The sequence below is a fragment of the Micromonospora sp. NPDC047134 genome (genome assembly GCF_040643455.1).
Classification (GTDB): Bacteria; Actinomycetota; Actinomycetes; order Mycobacteriales; family Micromonosporaceae; genus Micromonospora.
Genome location: NZ_JBEYUI010000009.1, coordinates 111427 through 129004, shown reverse-complemented (window position 1 = coordinate 129004; position 17578 = coordinate 111427). Strand labels below are relative to the sequence as shown.

The following is a 17578-nucleotide window of genomic DNA, read 5'->3' as shown; positions in this document are numbered from 1 at the left end:
CGGCGTTGATCATGAGGTTGGCGGCAGTGTGGAGATCGACAACTGCCGCTAACCTCATGATCAACGCGGAGAGGGGCGGGAGGGGGCCCGGGTGGGGAGGGGTTAGGCGGCGGAGAGGCGGACGCCGTCGCGGCCTTGGCGTTTGACGGCGTAGAGGGCCTGGTCGGCGCGGCGTAGCGTCAGTTCGGGGGACTCACCGGGGCGGGGGAGGGCGACTCCGACGCTGATCGTACGGCCGATGCGGCGGGCGGCTGCGGTTAGTCGTTCGGCGACCCGGACGGCTTCCTCGGGGCGGCTGACCTCGATCACCGCGACGAACTCGTCCCCGCCGATGCGGTACAGCTCGTCGCCTTGGCGCAGCGCGCCTTCCAGGGCCCGGGCCAGGCCGACCAGCACCCGGTCACCGGCCTGGTGGCCGTACGTGTCGTTGACGGTCTTGAAGCCGTCGACATCGATCGCCAGCAGGGCGGTACGCCCCGGGGTGACGGTGGCGATCCGCTGCCCGAACGGGCCGGTGTGCCGCAGCCCGGTGAGGGGGTCGGAGCTGGCCTGCTCCCGTAACCGCTCCAGGGTGCGCAACCGGTCCAGGCAGCTCCAGGCCTGGCCGGCCAGCAGCTCCAGCAGGTTGACCGTCTGGGAGTCCGGGCGCAGCAGCCGTTCGTCGGCTACCAGCAGCACCCCACCGCCCTCGGGCGGCCCCACCGGCACCGCCACCAGGGTGCGTACCCCGGCCCGGACCAGTGGCTCATGTTCCTCGACGGGTGGGTGACCGGCCTCGCCGAGGGTGTGACCGGCGCCGTACCGATGGGCTCGGGCGATGATGGCACGCATCGCCTGCGGACCGGCCTCCGTCAGCTCGGCGCGCATCCGGGTCTCCAACTCGCCCGGGGTGGCGGTCGGTTCGCTGAGCCGGGGCCCGCTGCGGCCGGCGAGCACCAGGATGGCCGTGTCGAGGGCGGACACGTCCCGGGCGGCCCGGATGGCGGTGGCCAGCAGGTCATACTCGGTGGTGGCGGAGGTCATCGCGGTGGCGTGCCGCAGCAGCTTCTCACCGCAGCTCTCCGCCGGCCCGCCGAGCGCCATGATCCGGGCCCCCAGCCGGCCGGCTACCCGCTCGGCGGTCGCCCGCCACGCGGCCAGGTCGGCCGGGCCGGTCCACTGCAAATCGAGTACGCCGATGCGGCGGCCCGCCGGATCACATATCGGCACGCAGACCTCGGCGGTGACGTCGGGGCGTACCGGAATGTGGTCGGTGTCGGCGGTGACGTCCGGGACGATGGCCGGGTTGCCGCCGGTGAAGACCCGGCCGACGATCCCGGCGTCCGGGGCCACGGTGGCGAAGACCTGCCAGGACCCGGTGGCGGCGACGCAGCGGAGTCGGCCGTTGACGTGCAGCAGGACGGCGATGGTCGCGGGGGTGTAGCGGGCCAGCGCGTCGACGCTCGCCTGGCAGACCTCGGCGACGGTCGGCGCCAGAGAGAGACGGACCGTGACGTCACGGATGACTTGCGGGTGATCCACTTGTGCGTCGTTCCAGGTAGGTAGGGGTCCCGGCCGGGTACCGGGGCGCTGATCAAGCGTACTCATGGTGTGCGGAAGCAGGCTGATGCTCGTACACATGTGCTATCCACAGGCTGTGGACGGGGCCTGTGGACCGGCCCCCGGGGAGGCTGCCGCAGCGATAGCGTGAGGGTTCCGGTCGAGTGGAGGCTCTCCATGCTCATCGCCCACCTCAGCGATCCGCACCTCACCGCAGGGGCGCTCGGCGCCGAGCCGGTGGCCGGGCTGCATCACGCCCTGGGTAGGGTCCTGGCGCTCAATCCCCGGCCCGACTGTGTGGTGATCACCGGGGACCTGGCCGACCATGGTCGAGCGGACGAGTACGCCGCCCTGCGGGAGGTGATCGGACGCTTCCCGCTGCCGCTGTATCTGACCACCGGCAACCATGACGACCGGGAGTCACTGCTGGACGCCTTCGGTGGCACCCCCTGCCTGGGGGGCGGCTTCTCGGCCTACTACCAGGTCGAGCGGCCCGGGCTGACCCTGGTGATGCTCGACTCGCTGGTTCCTGGCTCGGATGCCGGTCGACTCGGCGCGGAGCAACTCGACTGGCTCAACGGGGTGCTCACCGCCCGCCCCGACGTGCCGGCGATCGTCTGCCTGCACCATCCGCCGGTAGAGGTGGGGATTCCGGCGGCCGACGAGATCCGCCTCACCGACGGGGAGGCCCTGGCCGAGGTGCTGCTGCGCCACCCCCAGGTCGTACGGGTAGCCGCGGGCCACCTGCACCGGCCGGTGACGACCGCCTTCGCCGGTACGGTGCTGACGGTCGCGCCGAGCACCTGGCGGCAGGCCACTCTGACGATGACGGAGGAGGAGCAGATCGGCTGGGTGGCCGAGCCGACCGCCCTGCTGCTGCACCAGGTCAGCGACCGGGGATGTGTCACCCACACCGTGCAGGTGAGTCACACCGCCGGCATGACCTGCGGGTACTGACCAGCGTTCTGGTCGACCGCAGTCGGTTCGGTCGGCTGCGGTCGCCCTTTGGCGGATGGGGATCTGGACCTCGGTCGATCGCGACCGTCCATATTGGCCGATTGAGGCGAGCCGGGCGGAGGCCCGGTTCCGCCGCTCGGATCGTATTCCTCGGCGCGACCCTCGTGGATGTTCACGTCGCCGGGCTTCGTCGCTAACCTCGCTGCGGTCACGCGCGTCGGCGTGATCAAACCGCGCCGTTCACGGCGCTCTCAGTGGGGGTAGACGCATGACGAGAAGGCTTCTCGGACTCATCACCGCGGTTGCCATGACGGTGGGTGGCTCGCTGGTCGCCGCCACCCCGGCGCAGGCCGCCACCCCGGCGGTCGAGATCACCAAGGTGTACTACGACTCGCCGGGTACGGACAACCGCTCGAACGCCAGCCTCAACGCCGAGTACGTGAAGCTGACCAACCGCCGGTCCAGCACCATCAACCTGAAGAACTGGACCCTGCGGGACAAGGCCAACCACGTCTACAAGTTCAGCGGCGACTTCAAGCTCGGCAAGGGCAAGAGCGTCATCATCCGTACCGGCAAGGGCAAGAACACCGCCAGCACCCGGTACTGGGGCTCGGGCAACTACATCTGGAACAACACCGGCGACACCGCGTACCTGCGAAACGCCAGCGGCAAGCAGATCGACAAGTGCTCGTGGAGCAAGAAGGGCAAGGGCTACACCAACTGCTGAGCCCGTACGCGGTGCCGGCCCCGTCCGAGGGCCGGCACCGGGGCCTCTCGCGTGGATTCAGCCCTCGATCGGCGGCCGGTCGATGTTGAGGTGGAAGGCACGCTCCTCGGCCTCCTGCCGAGCGGCGACGAAGTCGCGCTGCCAGTCCTGCGCGTTGTCCGGGATACGTGCGACCACATGCTCACCACGGATCCGGCCCTCGGAGTCGGTCAGCGCCACCCCTACGACGGTGTGCCCGCGACCCGGGATGGCGTAGTGACGTACCGCCCACCGGGCGGAGGCCTCCAGGGCACGGCTTCGTCGTCGGGCGTTGGCCGTCACGATCATGGAGACCAGCACGACGGCGGTCGTCACGACAACGAGGCCGAACACAATCGCGATGATCCGCACCCGGGTCAGGCTACCCGGCATCCCGCCCGCCTGCCCGTCCAAGCCCTGGCCGCCGCCGGGGTACGCCTTAAAGCCATCAGGGCTGGCTCTCCGTGACGGAAAGCCAGCCCTGATGGCTGTTACCTCTGGTCGGGGTGGCCGGATTCGAACCGACGACCTCTTCGTCCCGAACGAAGCGCGCTACCAAGCTGCGCCACACCCCGAGGCGTGCCGACAAATAGTAGCCCACCCGCTCCGACGGTCAAACTCGGTACCCCGGCCAGCGGTGATCCACTCCGTTACGCCGGAATGCGGGGTCAGCCGGGGCTGGTTACCGCCGTATCGCCGTAACGGAGTGGATCAGGCTCAGCGCGGAATCAGGGTCAGCAGACTGGCCTCGGGGGGGCAGGCGAACCGGACCGGGGCGGTCGGGTGGGTGCCGAGGCCGGCGGAGACGTGCAGCCAGGAGTCGGAGCCGGGCCAGCGGTGTAGACCCTTCGCCATCGAGCGGGGCAGGCCACAGTTGGTCACCAGGGCGCCCACCCCGGGGACACAGACCTGACCCCCGTGGGTGTGGCCCGCGAGCAGCAGGGCGAACCCGTCGGCGGCCATCTCGTCGAGCAGGGCCGGCTCGGGGGAGTGGGTAAGGGCGATGGAGAGATCCGCCGAGGCGGAGACCGCGCCGGCCACCGCGCTGTAGTCGTCGCGTTCGACGTGGGGGTCGTCCACGCCGGCCATGTCGATGGCCCGGCCACCCGCCTTGACGGTGGTCCGCCGGTTGTTCAGGTCCGCCCAACCGGCCCCGACGAGGACGTCCCGCAGCTCCTCGGAGGGCAGCTCGACCCCCTCGGTGTACTCCCGCTCGGGCAGGAAGTAGCTGAACGGGTTCTTCCAGACCGGGCCGGTGTAGTCGTTGGAGCCGAAGACGAAGGCCCCGGGGTAGTCGAGCAGGGGTTGCAGGGCCCGCAGGACCCCGGGTACCGCCTCCGGGTGGGCCATGTTGTCGCCGGTCACCACGACCAGGTCGGGGTCCAGGGCGGCCAGCGAGGCCACCCAGTGCTGTTTGCGTACCTGGTTGGGGGTCATGTGTAGGTCGGACAGGTGCAGGACGCGCAGCGGCTCGGTGCCGGCCGGCAACACCGGGACGTCGAAGCGCCGGAGGGTGAACATGTTGCGTTCGACCAGGGAGGCGTACGCCAGGGCGGCGGCGCCCGTCGCGACGGTGGCGGTCGCGAGCCGGAATATTGTGCGCTTTCGCATGGCGATCAGGGTAGTTTGGGCGTCCATGAGCACGCTGAAGGACCGCCTGACCGCCGACATGCGCGTCGCCCTCAAGGCCCGCGACGAGTTGACCACCTCTACCCTGCGGATGGCCCTGGCCGCCGTCGGCACGGCTGAGGTCGCCGGCAAGGCCAAGCGTGAGCTCAGCGACGACGAGGTGCTGGCCGTACTGACCAAGGAGGCCAAGAAGCGCCGCGAGGCCGCCACCGCCTTCGCCGAGGCGGGCCGCGCCGAGCAGGCCGCCAAGGAGACCGCCGAGGGCGAGGTGCTGGAGCGCTACCTGCCGCAGCAGCTCTCCGAGGCGGAGCTGACCGAGCTGGTCGCGGGGGCGCTCGCCGCGGGCGGCTTCACCGGCAAGGCCCAGATGGGCCCGGCGATGAAGGCGGCCCAGGCCGCGGTGGCCGGCCGGGCCGAGGGTGGCCGGGTGGCCGCCGAGGTACGCCGCCAGCTGGGCCTCTGACCCGCCGGCGGTACAGCACAAAGCGATCGGGCGGGCACTCCGCGAGGAGTGCCCGCCCGATCGGCGTTACGGGGTGACGGTCAGCCGCCAGGCCGGCCCGGCGCCGGTCGGGTGGGCGGCCCGCCCGGTCGACCATTGCCGCCGTCGTCATCGTCGTTGCCGCCACCGCCACCGGCGCTGACCGTGATCATCACGATGCCGCCCTTGATGGTGCGACCCTCCGGACTGGTGCCGGCGGCGCTGCCGGCGGGGCAGTCCGAGGCGACCCGGCTGCTCGACACGACCGGTGTGAAGCCGGCACCGGAGAGGCGGGACTTCGCCTGATCGATGCTGAGGCACCGGACCCCGGGGATGCTCCGCTGGTCACCCAGAGCGATCTTCTGGCCGGGTGGCTCGAAGTTGATCGCCTTCTTGCCGCTCATGGCGGCCTTCAGGGTCTCGAAGACCGGGGGGTTGATGCCGTCGGTGGGCTTGTGCTTCATCTTCACGTTGGTCTGCGGCCAGTCCGGGTCGGCCAGAATGCCGGCCACCGCGTACTGCTTGGTCATCGCGACCAGGGAGGCGCTCTTCTCGCCGTCGGTGGTGCCGGACTTGCCGGCGATCGGCTTGCCGACCTTCCAGCGGCCCTCGCCGGCCGTACGGCTGCCGCCGCACTTGCTGGTGGAGGAGTTGTCACCGACCGGGCAGCGGGCCGCGTCGACGGCCGCCCGGGCCACCTCCGTGCTTACCCGCTTCTCGCAGCGCGGGTTGGCCACGTCCAGCTTGTTGCCGTCCAGGTCGCGGATCTCCTGCACGGGGATGGGCTCGCAGTACTTGCCGTCCGCCGCCAGGGTGGCGTACGCGTTGGCGAGTTCCAGGGGAGTGGTCTGTGAGACACCCAGGGTGAAGGCGCCCCACTGGTTGGCGGCTTCCTTGTTGTTTGCGAACTTCGCGTCCTCGCTCTGCCGGAACTGGATGCCCAGGCGCTTGGCCGCGTCGACCACGTTCGCCGCACCGACCTGCTGTTGCAGTGGCACGAAGTAGGTGTTGGTCGAGGCCGAGAAGGCACTCCACATGTCCTTGATGCCGCCCGGCTTGCGGTCGGAGTTCATCGGGCAGTAGAAGTGCGTGCCCGCGCAGGTGGCCGGGGCGCCCTGGCGGAGGATGTACTCGGACTTGAACTGCTGCGGCGCGTTGATGGAGTAGCTGAGGGGGATGCCCTTCTCCAACGCGGCCACGATGGTGAAGATCTTGAACACCGAGCCGGCCTGGTAGCCGGTGATGCCGTCACCGCCGGTGAGCAGCGGGTTCACCGTGTTCGGATAGTTGCCGAGCTTGCCCTTGTTGCGTTGGACCGGATCGCTGTGCGGGCGGTTCTTCGGGTTGTTCGGGTTGTCGAGCTTGAAGTTCCGGTTCACCGACAGGGCGCGTACCCGGCCGGTGCCGGGCTCGACCACGGCGATCATCACCGCTTCCTTGGAGGTTACCGGCTTGGCGGCGCGGACCGCCTTGTCGGCGCCGTCCTGGGCCTGCTTGTCCAGGGTGGTGACGATGGTGTAGCCGCCGCTCTTGAGCCGCCGCTCCCGGTCGTACGAGGTGGAGCCGAAGGTCTCCTGCGACATCCACCAGCGGTAGAAGTAGTCGCAGAAGAAGCCCCAGGCGTTCTTGTTGGTGGCCACGCAGCCGTTCGGCGCCCGCTTGCCCTTGACCACCAGCTTGACGGCCTTGGCCTCGTCGGCCTGCTGCTGGGTGATCGCGCCGGTCTTGACCATGTTGTCGATGACGTAGTCGCGCCGGGCGACCGCCTGCGGGTAGCCGCTCTTGGTGGTCGGGTCGAACGAGGTGGGCGCCTTGACCAGGCCGGCAAGCATGGCGGCCTCTTCGATCTTCAGGTCCTTGGGCTTCTTGTTGAAGTAGACCTGACTGGCGGCGAAGACGCCGTACGCGCCGTTGCCGAAGGCGGCGAGGTTGAGGTAGCGCTCCAGAATCTCGTCCTTCGACAGCTCCTTGTCGAGCTGGATCGCGTAGCGCATCTCGCGCAGCTTGCGGGCGCTGGTGTCCTCGGTAGCGGCGAGCACGTCGGCGGGATGGGTGGCCGAATAGGCGATGCTCATCCGGACGAACTGCATGGTCAGGGTCGAGGCGCCCTGCCGGTCGTTGGTGGCGGAGCTGTTGTTGACGAAGGCCCGGGCCACCCCGTTGAGATCGACTCCGTTGTGCTTGTAGAAGTCGTGATCCTCGGCGGCGATGATCGCGGCCCGCATGTGCGGAGAGATGTCGTCGAACTTCACTTCCCGCCGGTTCTCGTCGTACATGGTGGCCAGCGGGGTCTTGCCGTCGGAGGCGAGCAGATAACTGATCTGGGGAGGGCGGGCCAGGGTCAGTTCCCTGGGCAGGGCACCGAAGGTGTCCGCCCCGGCCTTCGCGGCCAGGCCTGACATCGCCACTGCGGGAAAGGCCGCGGCGGCGACCACCACGCCGGCCAACAGCCCGCAGATGAGCAGCGATGCGGCATTGGTCAGGACATTGTGGTCACGTTTCCGCATCCAGGTCACCTCGTCAGGGTACGCGAACAGGTAACGAGGGGCGCTGGGGCGTCTTTTCCCCATTTCCTGCGCGCGCCGGCCTCGTTGTGCTAAACGCGTGACACCGGGTGTCCGGTTGCGTGATCGAGTCGAGTTTCCTCCGTGCGGGGGCGACTCGCAGCGTTTTCGTGGACTCCGGTGGGGTAAGCGGGGGGCCCGAGCCCGAGAAGCCGGGAGTGTCCGGAATGATGGATTTAGCCGACAACGTTGCGTAATCGGGCAACTACAGAGCATGATGAGGGCGGCGACAGCGCCACATGAGTCGTCCGTGCCGCCTTGGGGTGAGGTGTGCCGGACGACGGGGGGAAATGCCGGCTGGCCCGCGACGGCGTCGGTAGTACTGCAAGGGGGGACGAGTACAGATGGGCATGATCACTGACTGGCCGTCGCTGGCGGCGTGTCAGAACGGGGACCCGGACGCGTTGTTCGTACAGGGCGCCGAACAGAACGTGGCGAAGCGGATCTGCCGTAGCTGCCCAGTCCGGTACGAGTGCCTGGCCGACGCGCTGGACAATCGCATCGAGTTCGGCGTCTGGGGCGGCATGACCGAACGCGAACGCCGGGCCCTGCTGCGCCGCCATCCGCAGGTAGCCAGCTGGCGCAAGATGTTCGAGGCGGCGATGAAGAAGAACGCCAAGGACAAGAGCGGCAAGGACAGGATCCTGGTCACCACCGGCGCGGTCGGCAACGACTGATCGCCGCACCGGCCCGGGGTCCAGGGCGGCTGATCGCCGTACCGACGCCCGGAGTCAGGAGCGGCTGATCGCCGCTGCGATCGTGCGTAGCCCGTCGACGTCGTGCACGTCGGCGGGCTGCGCCGTCACCGACACGGTCGGCACCTGCGGAAACTCGTCCGTGAACCGCGCGGCCACCTGCTGTTCGCGTACCGACTGCTCGGCCAGGGCGGCATGCGCTAGCAGCACCTCGACGGTGCCCTCATGGCCCCCGACAGACCGCAGCCGGTCGGCGGCGGCCCGGCTGGTCTGCGCGTCCAACTCGACAACCGCCGGGCGGTGCACCCGGTTGAGCACCAGACCGACCAGCGGCATCTTCTCCTCGCGGAGCCGGCCGGCGAAGTAGGCGGCCTCCCGGACCGCGTCCGGCTCGGGCGCCGCGACCAGCAGAAAGGCCGTCTCCCGGGCCTGGAGGATGCGGTACGTCTGCTCCGCGCGCTGCCGGAAGCCCCCGAACATGGAGTCCAGGGCGGCGACGAAGCCGGACAGGTCGGTCAGCAGTTGGGTGCCGAGCACCTTCTGCACCACCCGGGAGAACATCCCGAACGACGCCGTGACCAGGCTGAACATGCTGCGTCCCCCGGTACGCGCCGGGGCCAGCAGCAGCCGGAGCATCCGCCCGTCGAGGAACCGGGACAGCCGGGCCGGTGCGTCGAGGAAGTCCAGCGCCGAACGGGACGGCGGGGTGTCCACCACGATCAGATCCCACTCGCCCCGGGCGTGCAGCTGGCCCAGCTTCTCCATGGCCATGTACTCCTGGGTGCCGGAGAAGGTGGAACTCATCGCCTGGTAGAAGGGGTTCGCGAAGATCTCCGCTGCCTTCGCCGGATCGGTGTGCGCCAGCACAACGTCGTCGAAGGTGCGCTTCATGTCGAGCATCATGGCGTGCAACTCGCCGCCGCTGGTCTCGACGTCGATGCCCTTGACCTGCCGAGGGGTGTTGTCCAGCTCGGTCAGGCCGAGCGACTGGGCCAGCCGTCGGGCCGGGTCGATGGTGAGCACCACCGTCCGCCGGCCGTGCTGTTCAGCCGCTCGGAGGGCGAGCGCCGCGGCCGTGGTCGTCTTGCCCACTCCGCCCGCCCCACAGCAGACCACGATGCGTACGCCGGGGTCGGCCAGGATCTGGTCGACGTCCAGCGGCGGCGCGGCGTTGTCGGAAGGCACCAATCGAGCGTATCGGGCCAACCCCGGCCGCGCGTGGGGCCGGCGTCAGGTGTGAGTCAATCGCCTGGGACCAGCGCCGCGGCGAGCAGGTCCAGGCCGGCGCGGTCCACCCCGCCGGGCAGCAACGGCAACTCCAGGAGGGGTACCCCGACCTCCACCAGGTCGGCCCGCAGGGAATCCTCCAACTCCCGGCGAATCACCTGGTCACGAGCCTCCTCGTGTAGCCCGGCGACGATCCTGCCCTCGGTCGGCAGCCCGGCGGCACGCAGCCCACGCGTCAGCTCCGACTGGGTGACCAGTCCTCCGGTGGGCAGCGGCGGCCGAGCCCCATTGATGATCACCTTGCCGACCCCGAAGCCCAGGGAGGCCAGCTCGCCGATCGCGTCGACCGTCTCCTGCACCGGCATCTCCTCCAGCAGAGTCACCAGGTGCACGGCCGTCATCGGTGAGCGCAGGAGTGCCGCGACCCCCTCGCTCTGGGTCTTGATCGGGCCCACCTTCGCCAGTCGGGCGGTTTCGGCGGTGACGTTCAGGAAGCGGCCGATCCGGCCGGTGGGGGGTGCGTCCAGCACCACCGCGTCGTACACCCGCCGCTTGTCGACCGTACGGGTGGTGGCCTCCTTGACCTTGCCGGTGAGCAGCACGTCCCGTAGCCCGGGGGCGATCGTGGTGGCGAAGTCGATCGCGCCCAGCTTGCGCAGGGCCCGCCCGGCCGCCCCGAGCTTGTAGAACATGTCGAGGTATTCCAGCAGCGCCTCTTCGGCGTCGACCGCCAGCGCGTACACCTCGCCACCGTCGGGTGCCTCGACCAGGTGCCGCTCGGCGTACGGCAGGGGGTCGGTGCCGAACAGTTGGGCGATGCCCTGGCGCCCCTCCACCTCGACCAGCAGGGTGCGACGCCCACCAGCGGCCAGGCCCAGGGCCAGGGCGGCTGCCACGCTGGTCTTGCCCGTGCCGCCCTTGCCGGTCACCACGTGCAGACGAGCGGGCCAATCGGTGCCGGCCCGCTCGGCCGGTCGCTGCTTCGCTCCCACCTGACGAGCCTATCCACCCGACGGGCTCAGGCCACCTCGCAGACCCACCAGCCCGTCTTGCGGATCACGGTGAAGCGCAGCGCCTGGTCGGCGATCTTCTCGTCGGCCGTGGTCACCGTCACGGTGGCGGTGACCGTGGCCCGGTCGCCGGTCTCGTTGTTCACCGTCGGGGTGTCCCAGCGGAACCGGGGGCTCTGGTGGGCCGACAGGTACTCCTCGACCTCGGCGACCTTGGCGCGGATCTTCTCCTGGTCCCGGGCGGCCGAACACACCAGGCGGGCCGCCTTCGCCGCGTCCCGCTCCTGGTAGACGGCGGTGAGGAACTCGTCCACCGCCACCGAGGGCTCCGGCGCCCCCTCGCCGGCCTCGGCCTGGCGCAGGGTGAGGAAGGCGGCCACCCCACCGCCGGCACAGAGCAGCAGCACCACCGCGAGGGCCAGGGCGGCCAGCAGAGCGCCGCGCTTACGGGGCGGTCGACCTGCCGGCGGGTACGGCGGCTGACCGGCGGGTGGCTGACCGGCGGGTGGGTACGGCGGCTGACCGGTCGGCGGGTACGGCGGGTGACCGGGTGGGGTCGGCGGCAGGTTCACGGGGCCGCTCGGGCCGCTGGTGGGTGGCTGGGTCATCGCGTCCCCCCGGTGTGGGTGCGTCGCCGCGTGGCGCTGGCGAGCCGTGGGATCGGGCGGCCGGGCCGCGCGCCCGTCCAGACCGGAAGGGTAGCGGTCTGAGTGGGTAGCGCGGGGGGCGTGGTGCCTCCGGTGCCGGGGCGCGATCAGCAATCTGCTGGACGAGTGTCGCAAATGCGACCGAACTCAGTCGGATACGCGCGTCCTGTTGATGGGACCAGCGGGTCGTCCTACGGTCGCTCCGGCACGTTCGGGCCGGGGTCGCAGGCAACCGCTCCGGGCCGTCAGGCGGCGCCGTGACCAGGTACGACGCCCGGAGGAAGCGCATGCGCGACACGGAGAACACCCCCCGAACCCCCTTCCCGCCCCGGGCCCAGCGGGTCGGCTCCTCCGGCCGGCTGCCGGTCAACGAACGGTCGTACCGGCGTCCGGTCGACCCGCCCGGCCCGGAGCCGCTGGAGGCACGGGAGGAGGACCCCGGGTACGTCATCCACCTGCCGATCAAGGTGACCGACCTGACCACGGCGACCAGCCTGGCCGGTTGGGTGGCCACCTCGTTGAACTTCCTGCCCGAGTTGGACGCGGGGGAGACCGAGGTGTCCACCGCCGACGACCAGAACAACCGACACCGGGTCTTCTGCGATCTGCCCCTGCCGGACCGCACCCGGTGTCCTCAGCCGTACGACCACCATGGCCCCTGCGGGGAACTGCCGACCGCCCCCGAGTAGCGTCCCGCCTCCCGGCCGACCGGTGGACCGTAGGCTGTGGCCGGAAGTGTCCATGCCACCGAGGGAGCTCTCCACCGATGCAGAAGTGGGAATACGCCACCGTTCCGCTGCTGGTCCACGCGACCAAGCAGATCCTCGACAACTGGGGCGAGGACGGCTGGGAACTCGTCTCTGTCGTACCCGGACCCAACCCGGAGCAACTCGTCGCGTACCTGAAGCGGGCCAAGGCATGAGCAACGGGCCGCACGCCAAGCTGGCCGAGCTCGGGTTGGCCCTGCCGGAGGTGGTTCCGCCGGTGGCCAGCTACGTGCCGGCGGTGCAGTCGGGTCAGCACGTCTACGTCTCCGGGCAACTGCCGATCGCCGCAGGCAAGCTGCTGGCCACCGGCAAGGTCGGCGCCGGCATCTCCGCCGAGCAGGCCAAGCAGTTGGCCCAGCAGTGTGGCCTCAACGTCCTGGGGGCGATCGACGCCCTGGTCGGCCTGGAGAACGTCGTCAAGGTCGTCAAGCTGACCGGGTTCGTCGCCAGCGCCCCGGGCTTCACCGGTCAGCCCGGCGTGATCAACGGCGCCTCGGACCTCTTCGGTGCCGTCTTCGGCGAGGCCGGCCGCCACGCCCGCAGCGCCGTAGGCGTAGCCGAACTCCCCCTGGACGCACCCGTAGAAGTAGAAGCCATAGTCGAAGTCGCCTAACCCCCTCCCTCACCCCCACCCCCACCCCCTCATCCCCGCGATCTTGCAGTTTTGATCGGGACGAAGGGCGCTAATCAGGTCGAATCGTCGACCGGAAGTGCAAGATCGCGGGGGCAGGGGGTGGGGGTCGTACGATCGCAGCCATGGGAGGGCATGTGACGGGGGCGGTGACCGCCCTCGCCAGCGAACTTCCGGAGTGGGCGACGCTGCTGCGGGCACCCAATCCGGGCGTGATGACGCTGGAGGGCACCAACACCTGGCTGCTGCGGGCGCCCGGTGCGGCGTACGGGGTCCTCGTCGATCCGGGGCCGGCCGACGAGGGGCACCTGGCGGCGATCGCCGCCGAGGGGCCGATCGGTCTGGTCCTGATCACCCACGGGCATTCCGACCACACCGAGGGCTCCCCGCGGCTGCACGAACTGCTCGGTGGGGTGCCGGTGCGCGCGGTCGACCCGGCGCACAGCATCGACGCCCCGCCCCTGACCGGCGACGGGCCGGACGGCACCGAACTGGGCGGCGAGGGATGCGGGCTGTCCATCCGGCTGGTGCCCACCCCCGGGCACACCGCCGACTCGATCTGCCTGCTGGTCGAGCAGGAGGGTCGACAGGTGGTGCTGACCGGCGACACCATCCTGGGTCGGGGCACCACCGTGGTCGCCCACCCGGACGGTCACCTCGGCGACTACCTGGCCAGTCTGGAACTGCTCTCGGGGTACCGGGGGATCCCGGCCCTGCCGGGACACGGCCCGGCGCTGGCCGACTGCGGTGCCGCCGCCGACTTCTACCTGGCCCACCGACGTGCCCGGCTGGACCAGGTCCGGCTGGCCCTGGACGAGGGCGCACAGAACGCGGCGGAGGTGGTCGCGAAGGTCTACGCCGACGTGGACCGGTCGCTGTGGTGGGCGGCGGAGTGGTCCGTCCGCGCCCAACTGGAATATCTCGGCCGGGAATCCGGCACTGAGACCCCGGGGTTGGAAACACCGTGACCTGCCCGGTCTGTGGAACCGTCGCCGTACCCGGGGCCCGGTTCTGCCACAACTGTGGTGCCGCCCTGCCTGCTGCCGCGACCCTGCCGGCCGCCGAACGCCGGGTGGTGACCGTGCTCTTCGGCGACCTGTCCGACTTCACCTCCTGGTCGGAGGATCTGGACCCGGAGCGGGTGGGCGCGGTCACCGACCGGGTGCTGGCCTCCCTGGCCGGGGCGGTGAAGACCTTCGGCGGGCATGTCGACAAGCTGACCGGCGACGGGATCATGGCGGTCTTCGGTGCCCCGGTGGCCCATGAGGACGACGCCGAGCGGGCCGTGCGCGCCGCCCTGTCCATGCAGCGGGCGGTGCGCCGGGTGCTGGACGACGAGCGGGGCGGCGGCGCGCCGCTGGGGCTGCGGGTCGGGTTGAACACCGGAGACGTGATCGCCGGCATCCAGGCCGCCATCGAGTACACCGTCATCGGGGACACCGTGAACACGGCCGCCCGGCTGGCCGACGCCGCCGCCGTCGGCGCGGTCTACGCGGGGGCCCGCACCGCCGCGGCCACCCGACATGTGGCCAGTTGGCGGGCGCTGCGGCCGTTGCGGCTCAAGGGCAAGCGCGAGCCGGTCGAGGCGTACGAGCTGCTCGGCCTGCTGGACGCCCCGGGGACCCGGTCCGGCCTCGGCGACGAGGCACCCTATGTCGGCCGGGAGACCGAGATCGGCCGGGTGGCCGGGCGACTGGCCGAGGTGATCGACCGGGGTGAGCCCCGGGTGCTGCTGATGACCGCCGAGGCCGGCATCGGCAAGTCCCGGTTCGCCGCCGAGGTGGAGCGCCTAGCCGCCGGCTACGAGGTGGGCGCCGGGCGGTACGCCACCCACACCGGGGCCCGGGTGCTGTCGGTCCGCTGCGCCGCCTTCGGGGAACGTCGCCGGCTGGCTCCCCTGGCCGACCTGGTACGCGCCGCCGCCGGCCTGCCCAACGACACCGCCACCGCGGTCACCCGGGCGGCCGTGGAGGAGCGGCTGCGTCGGCTGGGACAGCGCCTCAGCCGGTCCCGCTCCGAGCCCACCCCGGTCGCCGTCGACCAGTTGCTGGCCCTGCTCGGGTACGCCGAACTGCCTGCCGGCACCGACCAGGTCGACTGGAGCGGCGCCCCGCCGCCGGACGCGGACGCGGTGCCGAACGCGGTGGCGGACCTGCTCAGCGCGCTCGCCGCGGAGGCGCCGCTGATGGTCGTGGTGGACGATCTGCACGACGCCACCAGCGAGACCATCCAGGCGCTGGAGGTCACCCTGTCCCGGCTCAGCGGCCCGGTCCTGGTGCTGCTGCTGGGCCGACCCGAACTGGTACGCACCGCCGGCACCCTGACCCGGGTGGCCGACGCCGAGGTGCACGCCCTGCCGCCGCTGCGGGGCGCCGACGCGGCCCGGCTGCTCACCAGCTATCTGGGCGGTGGGCGGCTGCCCCAGGCCGACACCGACCGACTGCTCGCCACCGCCCAGGGCAACCCCTTCTACCTGGCCGAACTGGTGACCCTGCTGATGGAGCGGGGGGCGCTGACCGCCGGGGCGGGCAACACCTGGCGGTTGGCACCCCGCTCGCTGGGCAGTCGACTGCTCTCCCGGGACCTGGCGGCCGTGCTGGCGGCGCGGATCGACGCCCTGCCGCCACAGGCCCGGGCCGTGCTGCGGGACGCGGCCGTGGTCGGTGACACCGTGCCCGACGGGGCCCTGGAGGTGTTGCGGGAACAACGCGCGGGCCGGGACGGTCGGCCGGCGGCGGTGGTCGCGGTGGAGTTGGAACGGGCGGTGGAGGAGCTGCTGCAACGCCGTATGCTGCACCGCACCCGGACCGGGTTCGCCTTCGCCACCCCCCTGATGCGGGAGGCGGCGTACTCCGGGGTCAGCAAGGCGGAGCTGGCCGAACGGCATGCCGCCCTGGCCCGGTGGGCCGCACCCGGGGAGGGCGCGACCGGCGGCCCGGGTGGCTTCGCCGACGCGGCCCGGGACGACTTCGTGGCCGCCCATGTGGAACGGGCCACCGCCCTGGCCGACGCGGTGACCCTGCGCCCGGACGCCCCGGCCCGGGCGGTCCTGCCCCTTGGGGTGGCGGCGCTGGGCCGGGCCGCCCGCCGATCCTTGCAGGAGGGTGAGCCGGCCCTGGCGGTCGAGTACGCCGAGCGCGCGGCCGAACTGGCCCGTGGCGAGGTGCCGGGTGCGGACCGGGTGGTGCACGCCCGGGCCCTGTTCCAGGTCGGTAGGGCTGCCGACGCCCTGGCCTACGCCGAGAAGATCGCGGCCAACGCCGGGGACCAGGCGGCCACCCGGGTAGGCGCGCTGCTGCTGGCCGGGCAGGCCCAGCAGGTGATGGGTGACCTGCGTCGGGCGGAGACCTGGTGGCGGGAGGCGCTGCAGGTGGCCACGGAGGCCGACCTGCCCGCCCTGCGGGCCTCGGCGATGCGGCGACTGGGCATGGCGGACTTCATCTCCGGCCGGCTGGGTCAGGCCAGCAGCCGGTTGGCCGCCTCGTACCAGGTCAGTCTGGCCGCCCAGGACCGCCGGGGGCAGGCCTGGTCCCTGCAGAACCTGGCCTGGGTGACCACCACCCGGGGGGACTTCGCGGGTACGGACGCCGTCCTCGGTCGGGCGGCGCGACTCTTCGCCGAACTCAAGGACCCCTACGGCCGGGCGTGGCTGCGGGGCACCACGGCCTTCGCCCGGCTGCTGGCCGGTCGGCTGCGGGAGGCGCACCGGCTGGCCCGGGTCTTCCTGCCGTTCGGTGAGCGGGTCGGCGAGGCCTGGGCGGTGGGCACCCTGCGGGCGGTCGACGCGTACGCCAAGGCCGAACTCGGCGAGCTGGCCGACGCCGATCAGGAGGCCAGGCGGGCGTACCGGGAGTTCGCCGCCGTCTCGGACGACTGGGGGCAGGGCTTCGCCCTGGTGGTACGCGGGGTGATCGCCCGAGGGCTGGGGGAACCGGAGCATGCCGCCGACCTGTTGACCGACGCCCTGTCCTACGCCCGCCGTACGGGTCATCCGCTGCTCACCGGGATGGCCGGCACCCTGCGGGGTTTCGTGGCGTTGGACTCCGGCGACGGCGCCGCCGCCGAACGGGACGCCCGTGCCGTGCTGACCAGCGTCGAGCCGCACAATCCGCAGGCCCCCGCGCAGGTGGCGCCCCGGGTGCTGTTGGCGACCGCCCGACTGGCGGCCGGGGACTCCGCCACCGCGGTCGGGTTGCTGGCGCCGGTGGCCACCGCGGCGGCCGGTACCCCCTCGTTGCTGTTCTCCCGACGCCAGTCGATGGCCCGGTACGCCTGCGCCCTGCTCGCCCATGGACAGCCCGAGCAGGCGTTGGACTGGGCCCGGCGGGCGGTGCAGATGCCGGCGGAGGACGTGCGCAGCCAGGTGATCGGGCTCAGCGTGCTCGCCGAGACGTTGGCCGCCTGCGGTCACCGGGCCGAGGCGAGGACCCGCGCCGAGGAGGCGGTCCACCTGGCGTACGCCACCGAGCAGCGCAGTGAGCGGGCCGCCGCCGAGGAGTTGCTCGGCCGCCTGCGCTGAAACTCCTCCCCGGACGTACGACGAACTCCGTCGATGCTGCGGCGAGTTGGTACGGCAGACGCAGTTCTGTCGGTTTCGGTGATGTTGTCCGTCGGAGTCGGCCGATAGCGTGCATGGTGCACGCGGCCGTCGATGTGGACGGTCACGCCGACAGGGGAGGGCATGAG

General features: G+C 71.4%; 16 protein-coding genes and 1 tRNA gene. 9 read left to right on the top strand and 8 right to left on the bottom strand.

Translation table 11 applies throughout. The features are described from left to right. Positions 1–102: 102 nt before the first annotated feature. Positions 103–1521, bottom strand: a complete 1419-nt coding sequence (locus tag ABZ795_RS13985) for a sensor domain-containing diguanylate cyclase (RefSeq protein WP_357530570.1) — start codon at positions 1519–1521, stop codon at positions 103–105. A 195-nt stretch (positions 1522–1716) separates the two neighbouring features. Here ABZ795_RS13985 and ABZ795_RS13980 point away from each other — a divergent pair, with 195 nt between their 5' ends. Next, positions 1717–2496, top strand: coding sequence for a phosphodiesterase (locus ABZ795_RS13980; RefSeq protein ID WP_357530569.1), 780 nt, complete (start codon positions 1717–1719; stop codon positions 2494–2496). A gap of 268 nt (positions 2497–2764) precedes the next feature. Beyond that, on the top strand, positions 2765–3223 hold the full coding sequence (locus tag ABZ795_RS13975; RefSeq protein WP_357530568.1) for a lamin tail domain-containing protein: 459 nt from the start codon (positions 2765–2767) through the stop codon (positions 3221–3223). Positions 3224–3280: 57 nt separating this feature from the next. On the opposite strand, the gene ABZ795_RS13970 is transcribed toward ABZ795_RS13975, so the two are convergent. The 3 genes from ABZ795_RS13970 to ABZ795_RS13960 all read right to left on the bottom strand — a co-directional run bounded on the left by ABZ795_RS13970 (position 3281) and on the right by ABZ795_RS13960 (position 4852). Then, positions 3281–3613, bottom strand: coding sequence for a hypothetical protein (locus ABZ795_RS13970; protein WP_327023721.1), 333 nt, complete (start codon positions 3611–3613; stop codon positions 3281–3283). A gap of 126 nt (positions 3614–3739) precedes the next feature. Next, positions 3740–3816, bottom strand: a tRNA-Pro gene (locus ABZ795_RS13965). A gap of 142 nt (positions 3817–3958) precedes the next feature. Continuing rightward, positions 3959–4852 (bottom strand): metallophosphoesterase, encoded by an 894-nt coding sequence (locus ABZ795_RS13960; protein WP_357530567.1) that lies wholly within the window; start codon positions 4850–4852, stop codon positions 3959–3961. A gap of 25 nt (positions 4853–4877) precedes the next feature. Between ABZ795_RS13960 and ABZ795_RS13955 the strand changes: the two genes are divergently transcribed. Next, entirely contained in the window at positions 4878–5333 is a 456-nt protein-coding gene (locus tag ABZ795_RS13955; protein WP_357530566.1) for a GatB/YqeY domain-containing protein, read from the top strand. An 80-nt stretch (positions 5334–5413) separates the two neighbouring features. On the opposite strand, the gene ABZ795_RS13950 is transcribed toward ABZ795_RS13955, so the two are convergent. Continuing rightward, complete coding sequence (locus tag ABZ795_RS13950; protein WP_357530565.1) at positions 5414–7858, bottom strand: transglycosylase domain-containing protein; 2445 nt, start codon at positions 7856–7858, stop codon at positions 5414–5416. 401 nt (positions 7859–8259) lie between these two features. Here ABZ795_RS13950 and ABZ795_RS13945 point away from each other — a divergent pair, with 401 nt between their 5' ends. Continuing rightward, positions 8260–8592 (top strand): WhiB family transcriptional regulator, encoded by a 333-nt coding sequence (locus ABZ795_RS13945; protein WP_357530564.1) that lies wholly within the window; start codon positions 8260–8262, stop codon positions 8590–8592. Positions 8593–8646: 54 nt separating this feature from the next. Here the strand turns inward: ABZ795_RS13945 and ABZ795_RS13940 are convergent, their stop codons facing one another. Genes ABZ795_RS13940 through ABZ795_RS13930 form a run of 3 tightly spaced genes read right to left on the bottom strand, consistent with a single transcriptional unit; the run spans position 8647 to position 11455 of the window. Continuing rightward, positions 8647–9798, bottom strand: a complete 1152-nt coding sequence (locus ABZ795_RS13940; protein WP_357530563.1) for an ArsA-related P-loop ATPase — start codon at positions 9796–9798, stop codon at positions 8647–8649. 53 nt (positions 9799–9851) lie between these two features. Beyond that, entirely contained in the window at positions 9852–10829 is a 978-nt protein-coding gene (locus ABZ795_RS13935) for an ArsA-related P-loop ATPase (protein ID WP_327023727.1), read from the bottom strand. A 26-nt stretch (positions 10830–10855) separates the two neighbouring features. Continuing rightward, positions 10856–11455: a hypothetical protein gene (locus ABZ795_RS13930; protein ID WP_357530562.1), complete on the bottom strand. Its 600-nt coding sequence runs from the start codon at positions 11453–11455 to the stop codon at positions 10856–10858. A gap of 326 nt (positions 11456–11781) precedes the next feature. On the opposite strand from ABZ795_RS13930, the gene ABZ795_RS13925 reads away from it, so the two are divergent. The 5 genes from ABZ795_RS13925 (at position 11782) to ABZ795_RS13905 (ending at position 17411) form a co-directional block, all read left to right on the top strand. Continuing rightward, positions 11782–12183 (top strand): hypothetical protein, encoded by a 402-nt coding sequence (locus ABZ795_RS13925; protein WP_357530561.1) that lies wholly within the window; start codon positions 11782–11784, stop codon positions 12181–12183. A gap of 77 nt (positions 12184–12260) precedes the next feature. Then, on the top strand, positions 12261–12416 hold the full coding sequence (locus ABZ795_RS13920; protein ID WP_012184767.1) for a DUF4177 domain-containing protein: 156 nt from the start codon (positions 12261–12263) through the stop codon (positions 12414–12416). Continuing rightward, on the top strand, positions 12413–12874 hold the full coding sequence (locus ABZ795_RS13915) for a RidA family protein (RefSeq protein WP_357530560.1): 462 nt from the start codon (positions 12413–12415) through the stop codon (positions 12872–12874). The genes ABZ795_RS13920 and ABZ795_RS13915 overlap by 4 nt, the downstream gene beginning before the upstream one ends. A 143-nt stretch (positions 12875–13017) precedes the next feature. Continuing rightward, a complete protein-coding gene (locus tag ABZ795_RS13910) occupies positions 13018–13860 on the top strand; it encodes an MBL fold metallo-hydrolase (RefSeq protein WP_357530559.1) in 843 nt (280 codons plus the stop codon). Continuing rightward, positions 13857–17411 (top strand): adenylate/guanylate cyclase domain-containing protein, encoded by a 3555-nt coding sequence (locus tag ABZ795_RS13905; RefSeq protein ID WP_357530558.1) that lies wholly within the window; start codon positions 13857–13859, stop codon positions 17409–17411. The genes ABZ795_RS13910 and ABZ795_RS13905 overlap by 4 nt, the downstream gene beginning before the upstream one ends. Positions 17412–17578 lie beyond the last annotated feature (167 nt).